General features: G+C 38.8%; 23 protein-coding genes, 1 pseudogene and 2 other annotated features. Of the genes and pseudogenes, 19 read left to right on the plus strand and 5 right to left on the minus strand.

The annotated features are described in order from the left end of the window. The first annotated feature begins 211 nt into the window (after nt 1–211). The 11 genes from nrdR (at nt 212) to H0Z31_07405 (ending at nt 9,404) form a co-directional block, all read left to right on the plus strand. Nucleotides 212–676: a transcriptional regulator NrdR gene (nrdR, locus tag H0Z31_07355; GenBank protein ID MBO8177254.1), complete on the plus strand. Its 465-nt coding sequence runs from the start codon at nt 212–214 to the stop codon at nt 674–676. Between the two features lie 69 nt (nt 677–745). Then, complete coding sequence (locus tag H0Z31_07360) at nt 746–2,140, plus strand: DnaD domain protein (GenBank protein ID MBO8177255.1); 1,395 nt, start codon at nt 746–748, stop codon at nt 2,138–2,140. A gap of 11 nt (nt 2,141–2,151) precedes the next feature. Next, complete coding sequence (gene dnaI, locus H0Z31_07365; protein ID MBO8177256.1) at nt 2,152–3,087, plus strand: primosomal protein DnaI; 936 nt, start codon at nt 2,152–2,154, stop codon at nt 3,085–3,087. Nucleotides 3,088–3,246: 159 nt separating this feature from the next. Next, nucleotides 3,247–3,384, plus strand: coding sequence for a hypothetical protein (locus H0Z31_07370; protein MBO8177257.1), 138 nt, complete (start codon nt 3,247–3,249; stop codon nt 3,382–3,384). Between the two features lie 167 nt (nt 3,385–3,551). Continuing rightward, complete coding sequence (gene ytxC, locus H0Z31_07375; protein ID MBO8177258.1) at nt 3,552–4,412, plus strand: putative sporulation protein YtxC; 861 nt, start codon at nt 3,552–3,554, stop codon at nt 4,410–4,412. A gap of 369 nt (nt 4,413–4,781) precedes the next feature. After that, on the plus strand, nt 4,782–6,713 hold the full coding sequence (thrS, locus tag H0Z31_07380; protein MBO8177259.1) for a threonine--tRNA ligase: 1,932 nt from the start codon (nt 4,782–4,784) through the stop codon (nt 6,711–6,713). 274 nt (nt 6,714–6,987) lie between these two features. Further along, nucleotides 6,988–7,126: a sequence feature (ribosomal protein L20 leader region), on the plus strand. Between the two features lie 79 nt (nt 7,127–7,205). Further along, a complete protein-coding gene (gene infC / locus H0Z31_07385; GenBank protein MBO8177260.1) occupies nt 7,206–7,724 on the plus strand; it encodes a translation initiation factor IF-3 in 519 nt (172 codons plus the stop codon). A gap of 21 nt (nt 7,725–7,745) precedes the next feature. Beyond that, a complete protein-coding gene (rpmI, locus tag H0Z31_07390) occupies nt 7,746–7,946 on the plus strand; it encodes a 50S ribosomal protein L35 (GenBank protein MBO8177261.1) in 201 nt (66 codons plus the stop codon). 33 nt (nt 7,947–7,979) lie between these two features. Further along, nucleotides 7,980–8,339: a 50S ribosomal protein L20 gene (rplT, locus tag H0Z31_07395; protein MBO8177262.1), complete on the plus strand. Its 360-nt coding sequence runs from the start codon at nt 7,980–7,982 to the stop codon at nt 8,337–8,339. A 138-nt stretch (nt 8,340–8,477) separates the two neighbouring features. Beyond that, the gene (locus H0Z31_07400) at nt 8,478–8,744 is read left to right on the plus strand and encodes a DUF1294 domain-containing protein (protein MBO8177263.1); all 267 of its coding nucleotides are present in this window, start codon (nt 8,478–8,480) and stop codon (nt 8,742–8,744) included. A 72-nt stretch (nt 8,745–8,816) separates the two neighbouring features. Further along, nucleotides 8,817–9,404: a TVP38/TMEM64 family protein gene (locus H0Z31_07405; protein ID MBO8177264.1), complete on the plus strand. Its 588-nt coding sequence runs from the start codon at nt 8,817–8,819 to the stop codon at nt 9,402–9,404. 172 nt (nt 9,405–9,576) lie between these two features. On the opposite strand, the gene H0Z31_07410 is transcribed toward H0Z31_07405, so the two are convergent. Then, nucleotides 9,577–9,975 (minus strand): sigma-w pathway protein ysdB, encoded by a 399-nt coding sequence (locus H0Z31_07410; GenBank protein ID MBO8177265.1) that lies wholly within the window; start codon nt 9,973–9,975, stop codon nt 9,577–9,579. Between the two features lie 112 nt (nt 9,976–10,087). Here H0Z31_07410 and H0Z31_07415 point away from each other — a divergent pair, with 112 nt between their 5' ends. Beyond that, nucleotides 10,088–10,579 carry a dUTP diphosphatase gene (locus tag H0Z31_07415; GenBank protein MBO8177266.1) on the plus strand — a complete coding sequence of 164 codons (492 nt, stop codon included), beginning with the start codon at nt 10,088–10,090 and terminating at the stop codon, nt 10,577–10,579. Between the two features lie 62 nt (nt 10,580–10,641). Next, complete coding sequence (locus H0Z31_07420; protein ID MBO8177267.1) at nt 10,642–11,727, plus strand: M42 family metallopeptidase; 1,086 nt, start codon at nt 10,642–10,644, stop codon at nt 11,725–11,727. A 296-nt stretch (nt 11,728–12,023) separates the two neighbouring features. Here H0Z31_07420 and H0Z31_07425 read toward each other — a convergent pair whose 3' ends face one another. Then, entirely contained in the window at nt 12,024–12,104 is an 81-nt protein-coding gene (locus tag H0Z31_07425) for an IS3 family transposase (GenBank protein ID MBO8177268.1), read from the minus strand. 15 nt (nt 12,105–12,119) lie between these two features. Continuing rightward, a complete protein-coding gene (locus tag H0Z31_07430) occupies nt 12,120–12,842 on the minus strand; it encodes an IS3 family transposase (GenBank protein ID MBO8177269.1) in 723 nt (240 codons plus the stop codon). Between the two features lie 635 nt (nt 12,843–13,477). On the opposite strand from H0Z31_07430, the pseudogene H0Z31_07435 reads away from it, so the two are divergent. Then, a pseudogene (locus H0Z31_07435) lies at nt 13,478–13,933 on the plus strand (transposase). A 553-nt stretch (nt 13,934–14,486) separates the two neighbouring features. On the opposite strand, the gene sspI reads toward H0Z31_07435, so the two are convergent. Further along, entirely contained in the window at nt 14,487–14,696 is a 210-nt protein-coding gene (gene sspI, locus H0Z31_07440) for a small acid-soluble spore protein SspI (GenBank protein ID MBO8177270.1), read from the minus strand. A gap of 98 nt (nt 14,697–14,794) precedes the next feature. Between sspI and H0Z31_07445 the strand changes: the two genes are divergently transcribed. From H0Z31_07445 to H0Z31_07455, 3 genes are all read left to right on the plus strand, one after another. Further along, nucleotides 14,795–15,550 (plus strand): RNA methyltransferase, encoded by a 756-nt coding sequence (locus H0Z31_07445; GenBank protein MBO8177271.1) that lies wholly within the window; start codon nt 14,795–14,797, stop codon nt 15,548–15,550. A 52-nt stretch (nt 15,551–15,602) separates the two neighbouring features. Beyond that, nucleotides 15,603–15,838 (plus strand) — a binding site (T-box leader). Nucleotides 15,839–15,880: 42 nt separating this feature from the next. Continuing rightward, complete coding sequence (gene pheS / locus H0Z31_07450) at nt 15,881–16,915, plus strand: phenylalanine--tRNA ligase subunit alpha (protein MBO8177272.1); 1,035 nt, start codon at nt 15,881–15,883, stop codon at nt 16,913–16,915. 16 nt (nt 16,916–16,931) lie between these two features. Continuing rightward, the gene (locus H0Z31_07455) at nt 16,932–19,346 is read left to right on the plus strand and encodes a phenylalanine--tRNA ligase subunit beta (protein MBO8177273.1); all 2,415 of its coding nucleotides are present in this window, start codon (nt 16,932–16,934) and stop codon (nt 19,344–19,346) included. Between the two features lie 170 nt (nt 19,347–19,516). Here the strand turns inward: H0Z31_07455 and H0Z31_07460 are convergent, their stop codons facing one another. Then, on the minus strand, nt 19,517–20,422 hold the full coding sequence (locus tag H0Z31_07460) for a ribonuclease HIII (GenBank protein MBO8177274.1): 906 nt from the start codon (nt 20,420–20,422) through the stop codon (nt 19,517–19,519). A gap of 108 nt (nt 20,423–20,530) precedes the next feature. Between H0Z31_07460 and zapA the strand changes: the two genes are divergently transcribed. Next, complete coding sequence (gene zapA, locus H0Z31_07465; GenBank protein MBO8177275.1) at nt 20,531–20,791, plus strand: cell division protein ZapA; 261 nt, start codon at nt 20,531–20,533, stop codon at nt 20,789–20,791. A gap of 7 nt (nt 20,792–20,798) precedes the next feature. Next, nucleotides 20,799–21,344, plus strand: coding sequence for a CvpA family protein (locus H0Z31_07470; protein ID MBO8177276.1), 546 nt, complete (start codon nt 20,799–20,801; stop codon nt 21,342–21,344). Nucleotides 21,345–21,350 lie beyond the last annotated feature (6 nt).

Consider the following 21,350-nt stretch of genomic DNA (forward strand, 5'->3'; position numbering starts at 1 on the left):
TCCGTGGCGACGCGGAATCTGAAGGAAGCGGGCGGCAAACTTCCGGCCTGAGGAACACGAACTTCATATAAGGCTAGGTATCACTGGGTGAGTTTGCAACAAAAGACAAAGCCCTAGTCGCCCTCTCCTACTCGATTACAGGAAGTTAAACTTGTGATTTTACGTCGTTTTTTATAAGATGAAATTATAAGATTGAATCGGAGCTGATGGTATGAAATGTCCTTCTTGTCAACATAATGGAACCCGTGTGGTGGATTCACGCCCTGTTGATGAAGGGAAATCGATACGGCGGCGACGTGAATGTGAAGAATGCGGGTATCGATTTACTACCTTCGAACGAGTGGAGGAATTACCATTAATTGTCGTAAAAAAAGAAGGTACGCGCGAAGAGTTTAGTCGGGAAAAAATTTTACGTGGTTTAATTAAAGCGTGTGAAAAACGGCCGGTAGCACTTCAACAATTAGAAGAAATTACGTTAGATATTGAAAAAGGGCTTCGGAATCAAGGGGTTACCGAGGTAAAAAGTGAAGTGATCGGAGAGCTCGTGATGGACCGTTTATCCAAAGTTGATGAAGTTGCTTACGTTCGTTTTGCTTCTGTTTATCGGCAGTTTAAAGACATTAACGTCTTTTTAGATGAACTGAAAGAATTAATAAAAAAGGAGCAATCTAATTAAGAGCTAGAGGCGAACTCTTAGCTCTTTTTTTCGACTGTCTTATTTTTTCGTAAGAAAGGTTGAAAGCAAATGTCATTATCTCATCATTGGAATGAAGTTCAGCCTGTCGATGTGTATCGAGTAAAAGTGAACGGTATTTTAACGGAATACGACCAAAAAGTGATTACGTATTTATATCAACCGCTCATTGGACCGATTTGCTTAAGTTTATACACAACCCTTTGGAGCGATGTACAAGTCCATACAATGTGGGGACGCGAATGGACTCATTACCATCTCATGAATATGATGAATGTAAGCTTAAAGGAAATCTATGAAGCCCGGTTAAAGTTAGAAGGAATTGGTTTGTTAAAAACGTTTGTCAAAGAAACAGAAGAACAAAGATTTTTTATTTATGAGTTGCAGCCACCATTAGATCCTGAACGATTTTTCTCAGACGGAATGCTTAACGTCTATTTGTATCAAAAAATTGGGCGAAACCATTTTATGAAGGTCAAATCACTGTTTTTAGCAGAAGATCTTCCACAACGAGAGTACGCCGATATTACCCGTTCCTTTCAAGATGTGTATACGTCTGAAAAAATGAGCAAAGTTGATGAAGAAGCATTAACATCCAGTCAAGCGGAACAAGGGACTATTTTTTTTGAGCGTAAAAAAGGAACCTCTCCTGCATTAGATGACCGTCACTTTGATTTTGATTTACTGTTGGCTGGACTAACCGAGGCGATGGTTCCACGCCGTTCCATCACTCCACGTGTGAAAGAGGCAATTATTAAGCTATCTTATTTATATCAAATCAATGCGATTGACATGAAAAACATCGTCTTAAGTTCGGTGAATGTTGATCAAACGATTGATATTGAAGCGCTTCGAAAAGCCGCCCGTGATTGGTATCAATTGCATCACGAAAACCAGCTACCGGAACTAGTTGACCGCGTACAACCGGTTGAGCATCGAACAGAAGCTACACCGAACACGGAGGAGGAACAGCTTATTTCTTATTTAGAAACAACCTCTCCTCGACAATTGTTAATTGACATATCAGGTGGTGCCACACCAGCAAAGTCCGAATTAAAAATTATTGAGGATGTCATGTTTCAACAAAAATTACTTCCTGGCGTTGTCAACGTATTAATTCATTATGTGATGCTGAAAACGGATATGAAACTCACGAAAGGGTATGTCGAAAAAATAGCGTCCCATTGGGCGCGAAAAAATATTCGAACGGTTCGGGAAGCGATGGAATTAGCAAAAAAAGAGCATCGACAATATTTAGATTGGGCGGAAGGGAAGAAAAATCATTCAACGAAACGAAAACCAGTCCGAACGGAAAAGCTACCGGACTGGTTTGTAGAAGAAAAGAATAGGAATACCCAAACCTCGTCAGAACCGGAACTTGATGACTTTGATTACGAAGCAGAAAAGCGTAAACTAGAAGAAGAGTTGCGGCGTCCAAAAAATTAGGGGGTGTAACCTTGGAGCGAATTAACGAAACCCTACAAAAATTGGCGAAAAACGAAAACTTTCAACAACGCTACCAATCCCTTAAACAAGAAATTCTGCAACATCCAGATATCATTGATTTTGTAGAAAAATATGAAAACGATCTAACATCCAGCATTCTGGAAAAAAGTTTGGTGAAGTTGTACGAATATATCTCACAAACGAAAGAATGTCGCCGGTGCGAAAGCTTAGAGTCGTGTGTGAACATGATGAAAGGCTATCAACCTGAACTGATCTTTAATGGGCGAACGATTGAATTACAGTATCAACGCTGTCCACAAAAAGTAGTGTACGATGAACGAAAAAAGACAGAAAAATTAATCCGGAGCATTTATGTTCCCAAAGACATTTTAGAGGCTTCCTTTAAAGAAATTGATTTAGAAGGCGTTTCCCGCTTAAAAGCCGTCAAGATGGCGAAAGAATTTTGCGATCAGTTCGAACCAGGTAAAAAGATGAAAGGACTGTATATTTGGGGACGCTTCGGTGTTGGGAAGTCATATTTGTTAGGAGCGATTGCCAATCGTTTAGCGGAAAAGCAAATTGCTTCGGTCATCGTTTACGTCCCTGAGTTTTTCCGTGAAATGAAACAATCGTTAAATGATATGTCGTTAAATGACAAATTAGATGCAATCAAGAAAGCACCAGTATTAATGTTAGATGATATTGGGGCTGAATCGATGTCTAGTTGGGTAAGAGATGATATTTTAGGAACTATTCTCCAATACCGAATGCTCGATCATCTCCCAACGTTCTTCTCTTCTAATTTTAATTTTGACGATTTAGAGCACCATTTAACTTATTCTCAAAGAGGGGAAGAGGAGCGTATAAAAGCGGCCCGTATTATGGAACGAATTAAATATTTAGCTCAGCCGATCCAGTTAGAAGGACCGAATCGTCGCTTTATGTAAGCCGATTCGGTTCATTATTTTTTGCTCACTTATTTCGGGGATAAGTGAAAAAATTCAGAAAGAAGTGAACAAACTCTTGAGGAAAGTGGACACATAACTATTAAAAGTGGACACACCCCCAGAGATAACTGGAGACTTTTTAGTAAAAGGCTATGTTATATGTCATTATTGATTTTTAGCAAGTTATTCACACGGCGGCGACTCCAGCGGGAACAAGAAGCCGCAAGACCCTTACTTGAGCGTAGCGAGGGAAGCGGCTTGCCCGCGAAAAGCGTCCGCCTACAGCGAAATGTATAAAAAAACAATGAAATTTACATTCAGCACAGATTGTTCATTTTATCTCCTTTTTTAGAAAACCTATTGAATTTTTTATAAAATACTTTTCTGTTGGCTTTTCACTTCTATTTTCTCCCTATTGTCCATATATATAAAGCAGGGATTTTGTAGAAGGGGGGAGCCGAAGGTTGGTAGAGATGGTTTTTTCTCGATATCAAGATGCTTTGCAGCTTCAAACATATATGGAAAGGGAGCATATTCCCACTACGATTCACGAAACGTTATTTCAACAAAAGCGAACATATGTCTTAAGCATTTCTTTTCATAAATATCAGCAAAAGAAAGTGGAGCTGGCTATCTATCAATTTCTTGTTGAGCAGAAACGAAAAGAATGGATCAAAGAAATTATCACTAATTGTTTTTATTTTAAAGAGGAAGAAGAAATCCGACATATTATGGATATTGTGTTTTCTATGTGGATGGACGAACGAGAAGAATTAACGAGCTTAATCGAGCGGGTCGATGAAACAAAACTTTTAATGGATGCCATTTCGACACTGTTTCAACAACAAGAACCGGTTGTTTTTTCTTCCTTTGTGAAGTTTCGACTGAAAAAATATTACAACCGACTTATAGAATATGTGGAAGTGGCCATTGATGAATACAAAATGGAACAAGAATATCAAATGTTTATTCAAATGTTGAGAGATTACTTAGTGGACCGAGAACCCCGGATGAGAGTGATTCATTTGTACAATGAGCAACATTGGCTCTTTTACGATGAAAATTATCAATTGCTGTCCAAAAAAGAAATTCATGATTGCGTCGATCGGAGGCTATTAACGAATCATCCTATATATATCGACTCGGCCACGATTGCACCCCTTTTATCAATGGCCCCCCTTCGTATATACGTATATACCGATGACCAAGAAGACGGCTTAATACGAACAATCCAAAACATTTTCGAAGAAAGGGTCTGTATTTTAAAGAAAGACGAATTTTGGGAACAATACGCCACGAATCGCATGAATGTCTCTGGAAATTAAACGTTCTGTCCCCTTGATTTTCTTATCTTAACCATCTATAATAACGTACATAAATATTCCATACGCTAGAGGTTATGATGAGGACAAGGGTATTCATTGGCGGTTTCCAGAGAGGGAAGCCTCGGCTGCAAGCTTCCTAACACGGCATGAATACTTACCACCTCTGAACTTCAACTGTGAACGCTGACATCTACTCTTCAGCTAGTAATAGTTGACGGGTGCTGCCGTTATCAGAACTGGAGGCATGTTGCTTTATGGGGAGCAATGTGTAAAGAAGGGTGGAACCACGGGTGTAACTATAACTCGTCCCTCGTTTTTAGAGGGGCGAGTTTTTTATTTTTTAATAATCAAAAAAAGGAGTGAGAACTGATGTCAGAAATGATTCAAATTACATTCCCTGATGGCGCAGTGAAGGAGTTTCCAAAAGGGACAACAACGGAAGAAATTGCAGCATCCATTAGCCCAGGGTTAAAGAAAAAAGCGATTGCCGGAAAAGTGAACGGTCGCTTACTAGATCTCCGTACACCGATTATGGAGGACGGTTCACTCGAAATTATTACACCTGATCGTGAAGAAGCGTTAGAAATTTTACGCCATAGTACAGCTCATTTAATGGCTCAAGCCATTAAGCGTTTATACAAAAACGTGAAACTTGGTGTCGGACCCGTTATTGAAGGTGGCTTTTACTACGATGTCGATTTAGAAGAATCGCTAACACCAGATGATTTGCCGAAAATCGAAAAAGAAATGAAGAAAATTGTGAAAGAAAATCTAGAAATCGTTCGTAAAGAAGTCACTCGCGAAGAGGCGAAAAAACTTTACGAGGAAATTGGTGATGAGTATAAATTGGAGCTTCTTGAAGCCATTCCTGAAGGCGAAACGGTCTCCATTTATGAACAAGGTGAATTTTTCGATTTATGCCGCGGCGTTCACGTTCCATCCACAGGCAAAATTAAAGAGTTTAAGTTGTTAAGCATTGCGGGAGCGTACTGGCGTGGAGATGCAAACAACAAAATGCTTCAACGTATTTACGGTACCGCATTTTTCAAAAAAGATGATTTAGAAAATCACTTAAAAATGTTGGAGGAAGCAAAAGAACGCGATCACCGTAAACTAGGTAAAGAGCTTAACTTATTTATGAACTCGCAAAAAGTAGGACAAGGATTACCGCTATGGCTTCCGAAAGGAGCTACGATTCGACGTATCATTGAACGTTATATTGTCGATAAAGAAGAAAGTATTGGTTATCAACACGTATATACTCCAGTTCTAGGTAGTGTCGAATTATACAAAACAAGCGGTCACTGGGATCATTACAAAGAAAATATGTTCCCGGTAATGGAAATGGACAATGAAGAACTTGTGTTACGTCCAATGAACTGTCCGCATCATATGATGATTTATAAAAACGGCATTCATAGTTACCGAGAGCTACCAATTCGTATTGCTGAACTTGGTACGATGCACCGTTACGAAATGTCTGGGGCATTAACGGGTCTCCAACGTGTTCGCGGCATGACATTAAACGATGCTCACATTTTCGCCCGTCCTGACCAAATTAAAGAGGAATTTAAACGAGTGGTTCAACTTATTATCGAAGTGTATAAAGATTTTAACTTAAGCGAATACTCGTTCCGATTATCGTATCGTGACCCAGAAGATAAAGAAAAATATTATGATGACGATGAAATGTGGAACAAAGCGCAAGGTATGTTAAAAGAAGCGATGGACGAACTTGGATTAGAGTATTACGAAGCGGAAGGCGAAGCAGCGTTCTACGGACCGAAATTAGACGTTCAAGTTCGTACAGCTCTTGGAAAAGATGAAACGTTATCAACTGTTCAATTAGACTTCTTGCTACCGGAACGATTTGATTTGACTTACATCGGTGAAGACGGTAAGCCGCATCGTCCAGTCGTTATTCACCGCGGTGTTGTGTCTACAATGGAACGTTTCGTCGCCTTCTTAATCGAAGAATATAAAGGAGCGTTCCCAACTTGGTTAGCACCAATTCAAGTACAAGTCATTCCGGTTTCACCTGAAGTGCATTATGACTATGCCAAACAAGTACAAGAAGCGCTTCAAAAAGAAGGAATTCGTGCGAATTTAGATGCTCGTGACGAAAAAATTGGTTACAAAATTCGCGAAGCACAAATTCAAAAAATTCCGTACATGCTCGTTGTAGGTGACAACGAAATTCAAGAAAAAGCGGTAAATGTCCGCAAATACGGTGAACAAAAATCCGAAACGGTTCCTTTCGAACAATTCTTAGCTTCGATTAAAGAAGAGGCGAAGAAATAAGGGGAAATTAACTAAATTAGTGGTTTCGATCGAATAAATGGCGGTAGGAAGGCCTTTTTCTTGAAAAAAGGCACTATCCTACCGTACTCTTGTACTGATATGGTGATAATTTGCACCTCTTTTCGCTTGTACAAATTGGTTATAAAAATTTTTAATAGGATATTGCCAACCGTTCTATACTATGGTATTATCTATTTTGTTGTATAAAAAATAGCTCTGTTGACAACTCCTTTAGTTTATGATATATTTTAGAAGGTCAAATTGAATACAGTTTGTGGAAAAGAAGAAGCACCCCGCTTCTCACCTGATTGACGCATAAAAGCTGTTGGCAGGTTTTTGATGTAATTCCATTGAAGTAGGAAGTATGTCATCAATGAAATGCGGGTGTGTTGTACCCGCATTTTTTTGTTGAATTAGCTTTTATGTGGCAAAGGAAGCGGAAAACAATACTTGACCCAAACCGTGTATTCGGAAAAAACGTGGAGGTGGCTAATTATTAGCAAAGATATGATCGTCAACGAGGGTATTCGTGCCCGCGAAGTTCGACTCATCGATCAAAATGGTGAGCAATTAGGAATTAAGTCACGTAACGAAGCATTAGAGATTGCAGCTAGAGTTAACCTAGACCTTGTTCTAGTAGCTCCTAATGCCAAACCTCCTGTTGCTCGGATTATGGACTATGGTAAGTACCGTTTCGAACAACAGAAGAAAGAAAAAGAAGCTCGCAAAAAGCAAAAAGTGATTAACGTCAAAGAAGTACGCTTAAGCCCAACGATTGAAGAGCATGACTTCAATACGAAGTTACGTAACGCTCGTAAGTTCCTTCAAAAAGGAGATAAAGTGAAAGCGACGATTCGCTTTAAAGGGCGTGCGATTACACACAAAGAAATCGGTCAACGCGTACTAGACCGTTTCGCTGAAGCTTGTGAAGATATCGGAACAATAGAGTCCAAACCAAAAATGGATGGACGTAGCATGTTCTTAGTTTTAGCACCAAAAAATGAAAAGTAATGTTTTGAGGAGGAATACCACATGCCAAAAATGAAAACTCACCGTGGCTCTGCCAAGCGTTTCAAAAAGACAGGTACTGGAAAATTAAAGCGTTCTCACGCTTACACTAGCCACCTTTTTGCAAACAAAACTCAAAAACAAAAACGTAAGCTTCGTAAAGGAACTCTTGTTTCTAAAGGTGACTTCAAACGTATCCGTCATATGTTAGACAACATTAAGTAATTCGAGATTCATATATTTTAGGAGGGAATTATTATGCCACGTGTAAAAGGCGGTACAGTTACTCGCAGACGTCGTAAAAAAGTTTTAAAATTAGCGAAAGGTTATTTCGGTTCTAAACATACATTATATAAAGTTGCTAACCAGCAAGTAATGAAATCTTTAATGTACGCTTACCGTGACCGTCGTCAGAAAAAACGCGACTTCCGTAAGCTTTGGATTGCACGTATCAATGCAGCTGCTCGTATGAACGGACTTTCTTACAGCCGTTTTATGCACGGTCTTAAACTAGCTGGTATCGAAGTTAACCGCAAAATGCTTGCTGATTTAGCTGTAAACGACGAAAAAGCATTTGCTGAATTAGCAAACGTTGCCAAAGCACAACTTCAAAAATAATTGATGCGACTCGGGGCTAACACATCGTTAGTCCCTTTTTTATATCTTATGAATCGGAGGGAAATTGACCGAATTTTTAATTGACTTACTCGTTTAAAATTAACGCTATAGCAGTGGAATTCCTTAGGAGGACCTATCATGAACGATTGGATTCTAATGTATCTAATTTTTATAAATAGTATAGGGTTTTTACTAATGGGCTGGGATAAGTGGAAAGCGCGCCTGCAGAAGTGGCGAGTGCAAGAAAAAAAGTTATGGTTAGTCGCTTTTTTAGGTGGAGCGATTGGTGCTTCAGTTGGTATGTATTTATTTCGACATAAAACGAAACATGCAACGTTTCGATACGGACTTCCAATCCTTTCCGTTGTAGAAGGAATCCTGTTTACGCTTTTTGTTTTGTCATAACAGCTCGGACGATTGTATATGTTGTAATAACGTGCCCAGCACGAAGAACATCCGAGAAAGGGCGTGATCGCCATCGACGGCCAATGGAGTGATCAATTGCTATTCTTTCTTTCCATCGTGCAGTCTTCCGGTTGGCTCGCACCAATTGTATTTATTTTATTCCATCTATTGCGGCAATTTCTTTTTATTCCGGTGGCTCTTGTTTGTATGGCTGGAGGAATTCTTTTTGGTAGCTTATTTGGAACGCTCTTTTCACTGATAGGATTAACGTTTGTGTCAATCATTTTTTATTTGGTTGTACGACATATGCCAACAACCGTCAATCGCCTGTTTCGCATGAAAGAAAAATGGTTCGGTCGTCACGCACAATTAACGGTCGGGCAAGTAGCGGTGTTGCGTCTAATTCCTTTTATTCATTATCACTTACTAAACGGCTGTTTATATGAACGAAAAAAAGATTTCCATTCCTTCGTGATGTCCTCGTTTCTCGCCAATATTCCGCTCGCTGTGTTTTATACCGTTTTTGGTCAATATATCCGCCAATTTTCCCTAACTATGATGGCATTACTATTCATTTCCTTCTTCGTTTTATTTATCGCTTTAAGAGAAAAAGTACGTGTGTGGACATTAAAAGAATTTCTTGAATCATCGTCTTCCTAATGGTGTAAAGGAATAGTTAAAGAAAAAATGAGAAAAGGAGCTGTCCGAAAAGTAGTATTTAATCCCGAAATCTAAAAAAAGCAAACCCAAAGAATGCTGTAAAATCAACATTCTTTGGGTTTTAATTTTGGCGGAATTTCAACTAAAATGGACTTTTTAGACAGCCCCTTTGTTATGACCGATGTTTTTGGAGGAGCTCTTTCACAGGGCTTTTCCAATCTATTTTTGCATTCGGATACGCCCGTTGAATTTCTCTTTCAAGAAATACAAAATCCTCATAGGTCAATCCTTTTAAGTCGTCCACTTTTTTCGGAAAAACAAAGATGGAAACGACGTCAAAGGCGTGTTCAGTTGTTCCTAAATACTTTTCCCCTTCAAATAACGCCCCTTTATAAGTGATGTGAAAATTTTTCCGAACATTATTTGGGTCATCGTAAAAATAAAACTTCTTTTGTTCGTAAGCTAGCTCTAATTTTCGCATCGGATGGGTAATAAATTTGATGCCACGGTACAAAAGATAAAGGATTGCTATAAAAAGTAGGAAAGGTAATAATCGAAGGAATAGTGCCATGTTAAAAACCTCCGAAAAAGTGCATGGTCCTTAGTTTTTATTTACTTTACGAATCAAATCAAAAAAAGTTTCATTCATTTGCTATAATTTTTTTTGAAGGAGGAGACAATGAATGAATGTTTCGGAATTATTTACAATGCAACAAGAACTTGACCGCTATATAGAAGAAGGTCATCAACTGGTAGAAAAAGACTTGTTTGATCAAAAAGTGTTAGCTCTACTTGTTGAAGTAAGTGAATTAGCGAATGAAACTAGATGTTTTAAATTTTGGAGTACAAAAGGCCCGTCTCCACAAGAGGTCATTTTAGAAGAATATGTGGATGGACTTCATTTTATATTGTCTTTAGGTATAGAAGTTGGTTTTCATCGTACGATGAAGGATGTCCCATCTTTTAAAGAAGCAGTGGAACCGGTGGAACAATTCCTTCGAGTATATGAGGCAATCCATCAATTCCGAAAAGAAAAGTGTTTGTCGGTATACGAGCATTTGTTAAGCGAATACTTGGCTCTAGGAAAAATCTATGGATTTACACCGGAAGGAATTTATAAGGCTTATGTGGCAAAAAATAAAGTAAATTTTCAACGCCAACAACAAGGGTATTAAAATTGTGAATTTTCACCTGATTTTGTATAATGAGACTGCAGAATAATTAGGGAGGCTAAATAATGGTGAAATTAGATGAGACGTTAATGATGCTCAAAGACTTAACCGATGCAAAAGGGATTCCGGGTAATGAAAAAGAAGTCAGAGATGTGATGAAAAAGTACATAGAGCCATTTGCCGATGAAGTTACAACGGATGGTTTAGGAAGCTTAATTGCTAAGAAAGTTGGTGATGAAAACGGACCGAAAATTATGGTGGCAGGCCACTTAGACGAAGTTGGTTTTATGGTTACGCATATCGATGACAAAGGTTTTTTACGATTTCAACCAGTAGGTGGTTGGTGGTCACAAGTCATGCTTGCCCAACGCGTGACGATTGTGACGAAAAAGGGTGACGTTACTGGTGTCATCGGTTCAAAACCACCTCACATTCTTCCGCCTGAAGCACGCAAAAAGCCGGTTGAAATTAAAGATATGTTCATCGATATCGGAGCTTCTAGCCGCGAAGAAGCGATGGAATGGGGCGTTCGACCGGGGGATATGGTTGTTCCGTACTTTGAATTTACGGTCATGAACAATGAGAAAATGCTGTTAGCCAAAGCATGGGATAACCGCATCGGTTGTGCCATTGCGATTGATGTGTTGAAAAACTTAAAAGACGAAAAACATCCGAATATCGTTTACGGTGTCGGTACCGCTCAGGAAGAAGTCGGACTTCGTGGTGCCAAAACATCTGCACACATGATTGAACCAGACATAGCGTTTGGTGTAGATGTCGGTATTGCAGGAGATACGCCTGGCGTAACAGAAAAAGAAGCATTAGGAAAAATGGGGAAAGGTCCGCAAATTATTTTATATGATGCGTCGATGGTCTCTCATAAAGGGTTACGCGACTTTGTCACAAGCGTTGCCGATGAATTAAACATTCCGTATCAATTCGATTCGCTTCCTGGGGGCGGAACGGACTCTGGAGCTATTCATCTAACAGCCAACGGTGTACCTGCGCTTTCTATCACAATTGCGACCCGTTACATCCATTCCCATGCAGCGATGTTACACCGTGACGATTACGAAAACACAGTAAAACTAATTACCGAAGTGATCAAACGTTTAGATGCGGATAAAGTCAAGGAGATTACGTTTGACTAATCTAAAAAGGCGGTGTAGAAACTAGTGGGGTTACTTGAGTAAAGAGGAAAAGTAAATATTAGGTCATTAGGAATTAAACTAACAATCAAATAATAATGCAAACAGCTATAGAAAAACGCTCGGAATGTGGATTTACCCCTGTCAAGTAGACAGTAGAAAAAAGCATCCTCTTCAGCTTTGGCAATGGTAGTTGGTATGCCTGGAGCTTGTCAAGGAAAGCACTTGACAAAGCTTCAGGCAACCAACTAAGTAGTCTGTAAGCTGAAGAAGGAGTCAATCTAATCATTATTGATTTCTTAGGCAACTTTAGCTCGATACGTTACTGGGCTAAGGTTGCCTAATTTTTTTTGAATTCTTTTATGATTATAATAGTAAATATATTTATCTACTGCTTAAATGACTTCCTCTGGGTTCTCGAATTTATTTAAATACATACACTCTGTCTTAAAATGGCTATAAAAGTTTTCTACACACGCATTGTCTAAACAATTGGCTTTTCTGGACATACTTTGAGTAATACCATTTAGTTTAAGGGCTTCGTGGTATTCGCGAGATGTATACTGATAACCCTGATCACTGTGTAGAATGGTTTTATCAGTCACATCTCTTTTTTTGTTTGCCTTTTTTAATGTTTCCATCACAAGTTCTAAATCATTTTTGTAACTGATTTTGTAAGCCACGATTTCTTTATTCCATAAATCACAGATGACGGATAGATATAAACGTTGATTGTTAAACATTAAATAGGTCACATCGGTAACCCAATTTTCATTTGGTTTTTCAGCAGTAAAGTTCCGGTTTAATACATTTGACACTACGATTCTTTCACTACCTTTACGATACTTCTGTTTTTTCTTGCGGATTTTTGCCTGTAGCTTCATTCCATTCATTAAACGGTAGATTCGTTTATGGTTAACCTTTATTTCATAATCCTCCCTAATGGTAGCTGTAATCCTTGGACATCCGTAAGTACCATTTGATTCTTTATAAACTTCAATTATATAATTTTTTATTACTTCGTCTTCCTGTTGCTTTGGAGTAATCGTATCTTTTCGTTTTAACCATTTATAATAACCACTTCTAGAGACTTCAGCCAATTCACATAGTAAGATCACTGGATATATGGTACTTAACTCATAAAGGAAAATGGAAAGTTTTTGTTAAAACAATTATATATTATGTGAAGGATTGTACTTAAACTAACAATGTGAAACCTTATTGTTATATAAACGTAATCAATTATAGACGAATACTTTTACAAAGAAAGGTCGATAACGATGCCGCAAAAAGTTAGAGACATAATGAAATATAGAAAAATTTCCTTAATGTGTTTATTTGCTTCTTTGTTTATTAGTACATTAAATCTTTATCTGTTCAAAACTAAGTTTTTAACTATTCTAGGCTTTTTACTAATGTTCATTTTTTTTATCATGTCTTTTATCTTATGGAGATGCCCAAAATGCAAAAAGAGACTGCCATTGCGATTTAATAAAGACACTGATGTTAATGATATATACCGTTGTCCTTATTGTCATACGAAGTTTTTAGATGGCTACATTATTGATTAATTAGAACTTTTACTTTTGGTAGAACTTTGTCTTTCACAATTCCCGCCAACAATTCGTTTTGCTCGTAAAGTATTGCAACTCTTAGTTACCCATGCCTCGTTTTATTTCACCACAGATGAATGAATGTTAATTCGTACTTCCATAGAAATCAAACAAGACCGGTATAGAGCCTAGTTTTGCTCGATGTACAACGATGTGTCGTGCACAAAGTCAGAAATACATTAAATAAAGTCAGAAAGAAAGACCAAATAGAAGTGGCAGAAGATTTAAAGCTCATTTATCGTGCCACGACAAAAGAAGCAGCGATACAAGCATTTCATGAATTCGAGAAAAAGTGGTCCAAAAAATACGCAAGAGAAGTACAATCATGGGAAAAAGATTTAGACGTTTTACTCACGTTTATGAAATATCCACTAAGCATACGAAGTGTCATATACACGACAAACGCGATCGAAAGAACCATTAAAGACATACGTAAACGACTAAAGACGATGAACAGTCTTTCAAGTATAGAAGCTGCGGAGAAAATCACGTACTTGACCATTCAAGACTATAACGAAAAATGGTCGAATAGAAAATTACGAGGTTTTTCAAACGCCTATCAAGCCCTACAAGAAATGTTCGAAGAAAGATACTAAAATTTGTAAGTATGTAAGGATATATGAAAGGACGTGCGTTTCCCACTAGGAGACTGAATATTCAGTCTTCTAGTGGGAAACAGATAAATGAATTTATTATCAAATAAAGCATAATCTGAGGATACTCTATAGAACCTTACACAAAATTCTTGAACGGTACCATTATTTCTCCCCCACTATACGTTGCTGAGATTATATTTCCTTGTTGTTTATTCAAAAAAAGTTTTTGATGAAACTTCTCCGTTAGCTGTATTTTCAATTAAAACAAACTTACGACCGTTATAATTGATCACAAATAACCCTCTTTCATTCTGAATTTTGAGTTATTTTACCACATGTTTTATCCTTTTTCAGCTATCAAATTTATTATCTTATGGTCAACTAATCTGCATTTTTGTTGAGGAAGAAATTTAACTAACTTAAACACGATTATCGTTGATTTAACAACAAAAAAAGCAAACCAAATCGTATGCGAATTGGTCTGCTTAATACAGTGTTATTTCGTATATTTACCCTATAAGTAAATCGGTGTAGAAACCAACTTCCTTTGATCCTATTGTTTTACCGCTTGTTCAAGCGTAGAAAGCATCATGTCTTTTTGCTGTTCCGTTGAATGGTTCCAGAGCGCTTCAAATAGAACTCCTAAACCCGGAAGCGTTTTTTCTTCCCCTTGCTGAATGGCATCCTCAATTGTGTCTTCTAGTTGTTCTTTTGTGTTGTTGGCTACATTTTGCATAATCGCATGCCGTAAATTTAAATCCATCTTAATTTCACCTCGCTATTATGTATTTCACATTTATTTTTTGCTAGTATTTCGTTTATTATGTATAAAGAAACGTTCAAAGCAAAGGAGAATTCGACTTGAAACGAATTGCATCAGTCAAAAACCCACAAGTGAAACAGTGGAAAAAGTTATTAACAAAAAAAGAGCGGGAAAAAACAGGCTGGTTTCTTATCGAAGGATTTCATTTAGTTGAAGAAGCATTAAATAGTGATATCCACATTGTGGAAATAATTGTAGAAGAGAATAAACAACTTCCGCCAAATTGGAATGTAGCGGACATTCCTATGACATTTGTAACCGAAGAAATTATGATAGCGATTAGCGATACGGAAACGCCACAAGGCATCGCGGCTGTTTGCCAACAATTCACAGAAAAAACGATCGACTGGGAAAATGCGAATGTCCTGTTAATTGACGCAGTACAAGACCCAGGAAATATAGGGACGATGATTCGGACAGCGGATGCAGCGGGGATCGATGCCGTTATCCTTGGAGAAGGGTGTGTTGATTTATATAATCCAAAAGTGATTCGTTCTACTCAAGGGTCGATATTTCATTTGCCGATTTTCAAAGGGAACTTATATGAGTGGATTGAAACGTTAAAAGAACATCATGTGCACATATACGGTACGTCGCTAGAGAACGGTGAAAATTACAAACTAGTGGAACCGAAACATCCATTTGCTCTTCTTGTCGGAAATGAAGGAAGTGGAGTGAGTAAAGATTTACTACAATTAACGTCAAAAAACTTGTACATTCCGATTTACGGAAAAGCGGAATCATTAAATGTGGCTATAGCGACAGGAATTTTACTTTATTATTTACGTGGATAAAGGTTGCATCGGATGAACGGTTTCCCTATAATATAAAAATAGTTAAATAAGGAAAACAACGATGATAGAGAAGAGTAGCTTGCCATTCGCCATCCAGGGAGAAAACGCCGTAGACTGGGAGCGTTTTTATGGTAGAAGCAAGTGAATTCACCTCTGGAGTTGACACTTGGACCATTCTAGTCAGAGCTAGAATGTAAAGGTGTTCCGGATACGTCCGTTATCTCAATGAAGTGAACAGCGTTTTTCGCTGTTAACAAGGGTGGTACCGCGATTTCACTCGTCCCTTACGCAGGGGCGAGTTTTTTATTTTTAATAAAGGAGGAAATGTCGATGAAAGAACGTTTACAAGAGCTACAACAAGAAGCGCTTGAAAAGATCAAGCAAGCAAGTGATTTAAAGGCGCTTAACGATGTTCGTGTTGCTTACCTTGGTAAAAAAGGCCCGATTACGGAAGTACTTCGCGGCATGGGAAAATTATCACCAGAAGAACGCCCAATCATGGGAGCACTTGTGAATGAAGTCCGGCAGACGATTCAATCCGCATTAGAAGAAAGACAAGTGAAACTAGAACAAGAAGAAATCGAGAAAAAATTAGCCTCTGAAGCCATTGATGTAACGCTTCCGGGTCGCCCTGTTCGAGTAGGAAATCATCATCCGCTTACGAGAGTCATTGAAGAAATTGAAGACTTATTTATTGGCATGGGGTATACCATTGCAGAAGGTCCAGAAGTGGAAAAAGACTACTACAACTTCGAAGCTTTAAACTTACCAAAAGGACATCCAGCCCGCGATATGCAAGATTCTTTCTATATTACGGGTGAAATTTTACTTCGCACGCATACATCACCGGTACAAGCGCGAACGATGGAAAAGCATGAAGGTCGTGGCCCGGTAAAAATCATTTGTCCGGGAAAAGTGTATCGTCGCGATAACGATGACGCTACCCACTCTCATCAATTTACCCAAATTGAAGGACTTGTGGTTGATGAAAACATTCGTATGAGCGACTTAAAAGGAACCCTTCAAGCGTTTGCGAAGAAAATGTTCGGGGAAGATCGTGAAATTCGCTTCCGCCCAAGCTTCTTCCCATTTACTGAACCATCTGTAGAAGTGGACGTATCCTGTTTTAACTGCGGTGGTCATGGCTGTAACGTATGTAAAGGAACCGGATGGATTGAAATTTTAGGTGCTGGTATGGTTCATCCGAACGTGTTAGAAATGGCCGGGTTTGATTCGAAAAAATATACTGGATTTGCGTTCGGTATGGGACCTGAGCGAATCGCTATGTTGAAATACGGCATTGATGATATTCGTCATTTCTATCAAAATGACATTCGTTTCTTACAACAATTTAATCGCGCGTAAAGGGAGGGAATATTACATGTTTGTATCATACAAATGGCTACAAGAATACGTAGATTTAACGGGGATTACGGCAAAAGAGCTTGCGGATAAAATTACCAAAAGTGGCATTGAGGTTGAAAGTGTCGAATTGTTAAATAAAGGAGCGAAAGGCGTAGTCGTTGGGCATGTACTCGAGCGTGAACAACACCCGAACGCTGATAAATTAAGTAAATGTTTAGTCGATATCGGTGAAGAAGAACCTGTGCAAATTATTTGTGGAGCGCCAAACGTTGCGAAAGGTCAAAAAGTAGCTGTCGCTAAAGTAGGAGCGGTTCTTCCAGGTAATTTTAAAATTAAGAAAGCAAAGCTTCGTGGGGAAGAATCACATGGGATGATTTGTTCCCTTCAAGAGTTGGGAATTGAATCTAAACTGGTTACGAAAGAATTTGCAGACGGTATTTTTGTTTTCCCAAGCGATGCACCGGTTGGGGCAGATGCATTAGAACAATTAAACTTAGATGATGAAGTGTTAGAATTAGGGTTAACACCAAACCGTGCGGATTGCTTAAGCATGATTGGGGTGGCCTATGAAGTAGCGGCCATTTTAGGTCGGGAAGTAAAATGGCCAAAAGTGGAGTTGCAAGAAACAAGCGAAAACGTAGAGGACTACATTTCAGTAAAAGTAGAAGCGACAGAAGATAATCCACTATATGCAGCGCGCATTGTAAAAAATGTCAAAATTGGTCCATCTCCGTTATGGATGCAAACAAGACTGATGGCTGCAGGTATTCGCCCGCATAACAATGTTGTCGATATTACAAACTACATTTTATTAGAGTACGGCCAACCATTACATGCATTCGACTACGATCGTCTCGGTTCCAAAGAAATTGTTGTACGTCGGGCAAAAACAGGTGAAAAAATTGTTACTCTTGATGAAGTGGAGCGCACGTTAACGGAAGAAAATCTTGTCATTACAAATGGTACAGAACCGGTCGCACTTGCTGGTGTCATGGGTGGAGCAAACTCCGAAGTACAAAACGATACGACAACGGTATTAATCGAATCGGCTTATTTCAAAAATACGACGGTACGTAAAGCGTCAAAAGACCATGGTTTACGTAGTGAGGCAAGTACACGGTTTGAAAAAGGCATTGACCCGGCACGCACAAAAGAAGCATTAGATCGTGCTGCTGCTTTAATGGCTCAATATGCAGGTGGAGAAATCATTCGTGGTGTCGCAGAAGTGGATCTGCTAGAACAAAAGGAAGTTGTTGTGACGATTACACTTGATCGAATTAACAGCGTATTAGGGACCAACATTTCAACAGAAGAAGTAAGCAGCATTTTATCGAACCTACAATTTGCTTTCACAGAAGATAACGGATTGTTTAAAATTACGGTACCTTCTCGCCGGCCAGATATCTCCATTCCAGAGGATATTATTGAAGAAGTAGCGAGATTGTACGGCTATGATCACTTACCAACCACATTACCTGTGGCAGAAACGCAGCCAGGAACATTAACTCCATATCAAGCAAAACGCCGGAAAGTGCGCCGCTATTTAGAACATGTGGGACTTTTCCAAGCGATTACGTATTCGTTAACAAGTGAAGAGAAAGCAACGAAATTTGCATTGGAAACAGCGGAGCCTATTCGTTTGGCAATGCCGATGAGTGAAGAGCGGAGTGTCCTTCGTCAAAGCTTAATTCCTCACTTGTTAGAAGTTGTTAGTTACAACCGAGCCCGTCAAATGGACAATGTGGCTGTGTATGAAACGGGAGCAGTTTACTTAGCAAAAGGAAACGATGAATTGCCAGAGGAAAAAGAACGATTAGCTGGTGTGATCACTGGTGTGTGGCATGCGCACTTATGGCAAGGTGAGAAAAAACCGGTAGACTTCTATGTCGTAAAAGGAATTTTAGATGGATTGTTCGATATGCTTGGATTACAGAATCGCATTGACTATACTCAAGCGAAACTTGATGGAATGCATCCAGGCCGTACGGCAGAGATTTTACTAGACGGAAAGGTGATCGGCTTTGTTGGACAGGTACACCCTCGAGTCCAAAAAGAAAATGATTTAAAAGAAACGTACGTCTTCGAGTTAGCGTTAACCGATGTATTACATGCTGAGGTCGAAGATATTCGTTACGCACCGATTCCACGCTTCCCGTCCATGACACGTGATGTTGCGTTTGTGGTGGATAAATGTGTCATTGCTGGAGACATCCAAAAAACGATTGTCAAGACAGGCGGCGAATTGTTAAAAGAAGTAACGATTTTCGACGTTTATGAAGGGGATCGTCTACCAGAAGGTAAAAAATCCATTGCCTTCTCTCTCCGTTACTTTGACCCTGAACGTACGTTAACTGACGAAGAAGTGACTGCTTTACATGAACAAGTGGTTCAAGCGGTAGAAGAGCAATTTGGGGCTACATTACGTGGGTAAACTTTCATTTAGTGAATGGAAAACTCATGAAAATAGAAACAGAACTTAAAACCAAAAGGCCAATTCATTAGAAATTGGCCTTTTGATTTATAAAAATAATTCAGTTAATAATTGTCAGAGAAGAATAAGGGGGGCTAGAAGTAGTATAGTGATAAAATTAGTCAATAATATTATTTCACAAGTCGCTTTGCTTTCTCGGTATTGGCAAAATGTAGTTTGCAATACATGCGTAATGCTTCTTCCCCTTGTTCCCGAAGAAGCCTAGCGGCCGCTTCGTCCACTTGTTTGCCAGCCCCCTTAGGTAAAGAAAATCCTGCTTTTTCACTCAAGCGATGCATCTCCTTTAAAAAGGCGTACCGAGCAATAATGGAGGAAGCAGCGACAGATAAATGGAGCTGTTCTGCCTTCATCCGAAAATGAACGTTCGTAGTAACAACCTCTTTTTGACCCTTTACATAAGAATAATATTTGTCTTGATCAATGAATTGGTCAATTAAAATTCCTTCTGGTTGTTCTGGCGCGATTTTTTTCAATAAATGGACGATTGCTTGGTTATGTAGAATAGCTTTCATTTTCGTTTGTGGATAACCTCGTTGTTGCAACGTATTATACTTTTCATTTGACAAAATTAATAAACTATATGGGACAATCGAGATAAGTTTTTTGGCGATTTGTACAATATAATCATCCGTTAAATGTTTCGAATCTTTGACACCTATTTGTTGTAAGATAGGGATTTGCTCTTTTTTTACATAAGACGCCACAACGGTTATTGGGCCAAAGTAATCACCGGTGCCTACTTCGTCGGACCCAATAAAAGAACGATGATAAAATGCGTCAGTAGCTGATGCATCTGTTCTCTCTTTGGTGATTGTTTCGTCCCATCTTTTTGCTTCCTTATCACCTAATGCTCCTTGAAACAATACTTTACCCGAACGATAGGCGGTGATGACACATTGTGGAAGCCTAGCGACAAACACACTACCCGGTGGAAGTTTAGAGGATAGATAATCTTTGTAAAATCGTTCCATTTCTTCAATCGTTTCTGACGATACGTGTAACACTTGATTAGACATAGGCATCTCCTTTTTCATGAGTTATTTCTAATATAGAGTTTTCTTCCCAATTTTGAAAGAAACATGTTATCATATTGTTTAGGATTTTTAGAAATGGAGGCTTTCAATTTGTCTGATGAGCAAAAGAACCGTATATCCGTTGACATTTATGGTCAAAACTACGTTATTGTTGGAGCGGAAAGCACTCATCACCTTCGGCTCGTCGCCTCACTTGTCGATGAAAAAATGCGCGAAATCAGTGAAAAAAACCCAACGTTAGATATTAGTAAACTTGCTGTATTAACGGCGGTGAATGCCGTTCATGATTATATTAAATTAAAAGAACAATACGAAGAATTACAAAAACAACTAAAACAAATAAAGGACTGAAGCAGTCATGTTAGATGTCGTCATTTTGTTATTACTATTGTTTGGATTTTTTATCGGTTTTCGTCGCGGATTTATTCTACAAACCATTCATATGGTTGGCTTTTTCGTTTCTTTTATCGTTGCTTACCTTTATTACGATGATTTAGCATCCATTCTTAAATTATGGGTTCCTTATCCGGTGATGGCAACCGATGGACCATTGCAAATGTTGTTTGCAAATGATCATATAGAAACTGCTTATTATCGAGCTATTGCCTTTGCCATCATTTTCTTTGTGTTTAAAATTTTGTTGCAAATCATCGGCTCGATGCTTGACTTCCTTGCCCATTTACCGATTTTAAAACAGGCAAACATATGGGCCGGAGGGATGCTCGGCTTATTAGAAGTGTATTTCATTTTGTTTATTGTATTATACATTGTTGCGTTAGTGCCAATTGAATCGATTCAAGCAACGCTGCAACAGTCAGTACTTGCTGAAGCCATGATTAAACACACTCCATTTATTTCCTCAATGGTGAAACAATGGTGGCTTGAATACGTTCCAATTCGTTGATCGGGG

This window comes from Bacillus sp. (in: firmicutes), assembly GCA_017656295.1.
Lineage (GTDB): Bacteria > Bacillota > Bacilli > Bacillales > JACDOC01 > JACDOC01.

Excerpts from the sequence above, each read along its gene's own strand:
- nrdR (MBO8177254.1), top strand. The coding sequence starts at position 212 with ATGAAATGTCCTTCTTGTCAACATAATGGAACCCGTGTGGTGGATTCA.
- H0Z31_07360 (MBO8177255.1), top strand. The coding sequence starts at position 746 with ATGTCATTATCTCATCATTGGAATGAAGTTCAGCCTGTCGATGTGTAT.
- H0Z31_07370 (MBO8177257.1), top strand. The coding sequence starts at position 3,247 with ATGTCATTATTGATTTTTAGCAAGTTATTCACACGGCGGCGACTCCAG.
- thrS (MBO8177259.1), top strand. The coding sequence starts at position 4,782 with ATGTCAGAAATGATTCAAATTACATTCCCTGATGGCGCAGTGAAGGAG.
- rpmI (MBO8177261.1), top strand. The coding sequence starts at position 7,746 with ATGCCAAAAATGAAAACTCACCGTGGCTCTGCCAAGCGTTTCAAAAAG.
- rplT (MBO8177262.1), top strand. The coding sequence starts at position 7,980 with ATGCCACGTGTAAAAGGCGGTACAGTTACTCGCAGACGTCGTAAAAAA.
- H0Z31_07400 (MBO8177263.1), top strand. The coding sequence starts at position 8,478 with ATGAACGATTGGATTCTAATGTATCTAATTTTTATAAATAGTATAGGG.
- H0Z31_07410 (MBO8177265.1), bottom strand. The coding sequence starts at position 9,975 with ATGGCACTATTCCTTCGATTATTACCTTTCCTACTTTTTATAGCAATC.
- H0Z31_07415 (MBO8177266.1), top strand. The coding sequence starts at position 10,088 with ATGAATGTTTCGGAATTATTTACAATGCAACAAGAACTTGACCGCTAT.
- H0Z31_07420 (MBO8177267.1), top strand. The coding sequence starts at position 10,642 with ATGGTGAAATTAGATGAGACGTTAATGATGCTCAAAGACTTAACCGAT.
- sspI (MBO8177270.1), bottom strand. The coding sequence starts at position 14,696 with ATGGATTTAAATTTACGGCATGCGATTATGCAAAATGTAGCCAACAAC.
- pheS (MBO8177272.1), top strand. The coding sequence starts at position 15,881 with ATGAAAGAACGTTTACAAGAGCTACAACAAGAAGCGCTTGAAAAGATC.
- H0Z31_07455 (MBO8177273.1), top strand. The coding sequence starts at position 16,932 with ATGTTTGTATCATACAAATGGCTACAAGAATACGTAGATTTAACGGGG.
- H0Z31_07460 (MBO8177274.1), bottom strand. The coding sequence starts at position 20,422 with ATGTCTAATCAAGTGTTACACGTATCGTCAGAAACGATTGAAGAAATG.
- H0Z31_07470 (MBO8177276.1), top strand. The coding sequence starts at position 20,799 with ATGTTAGATGTCGTCATTTTGTTATTACTATTGTTTGGATTTTTTATC.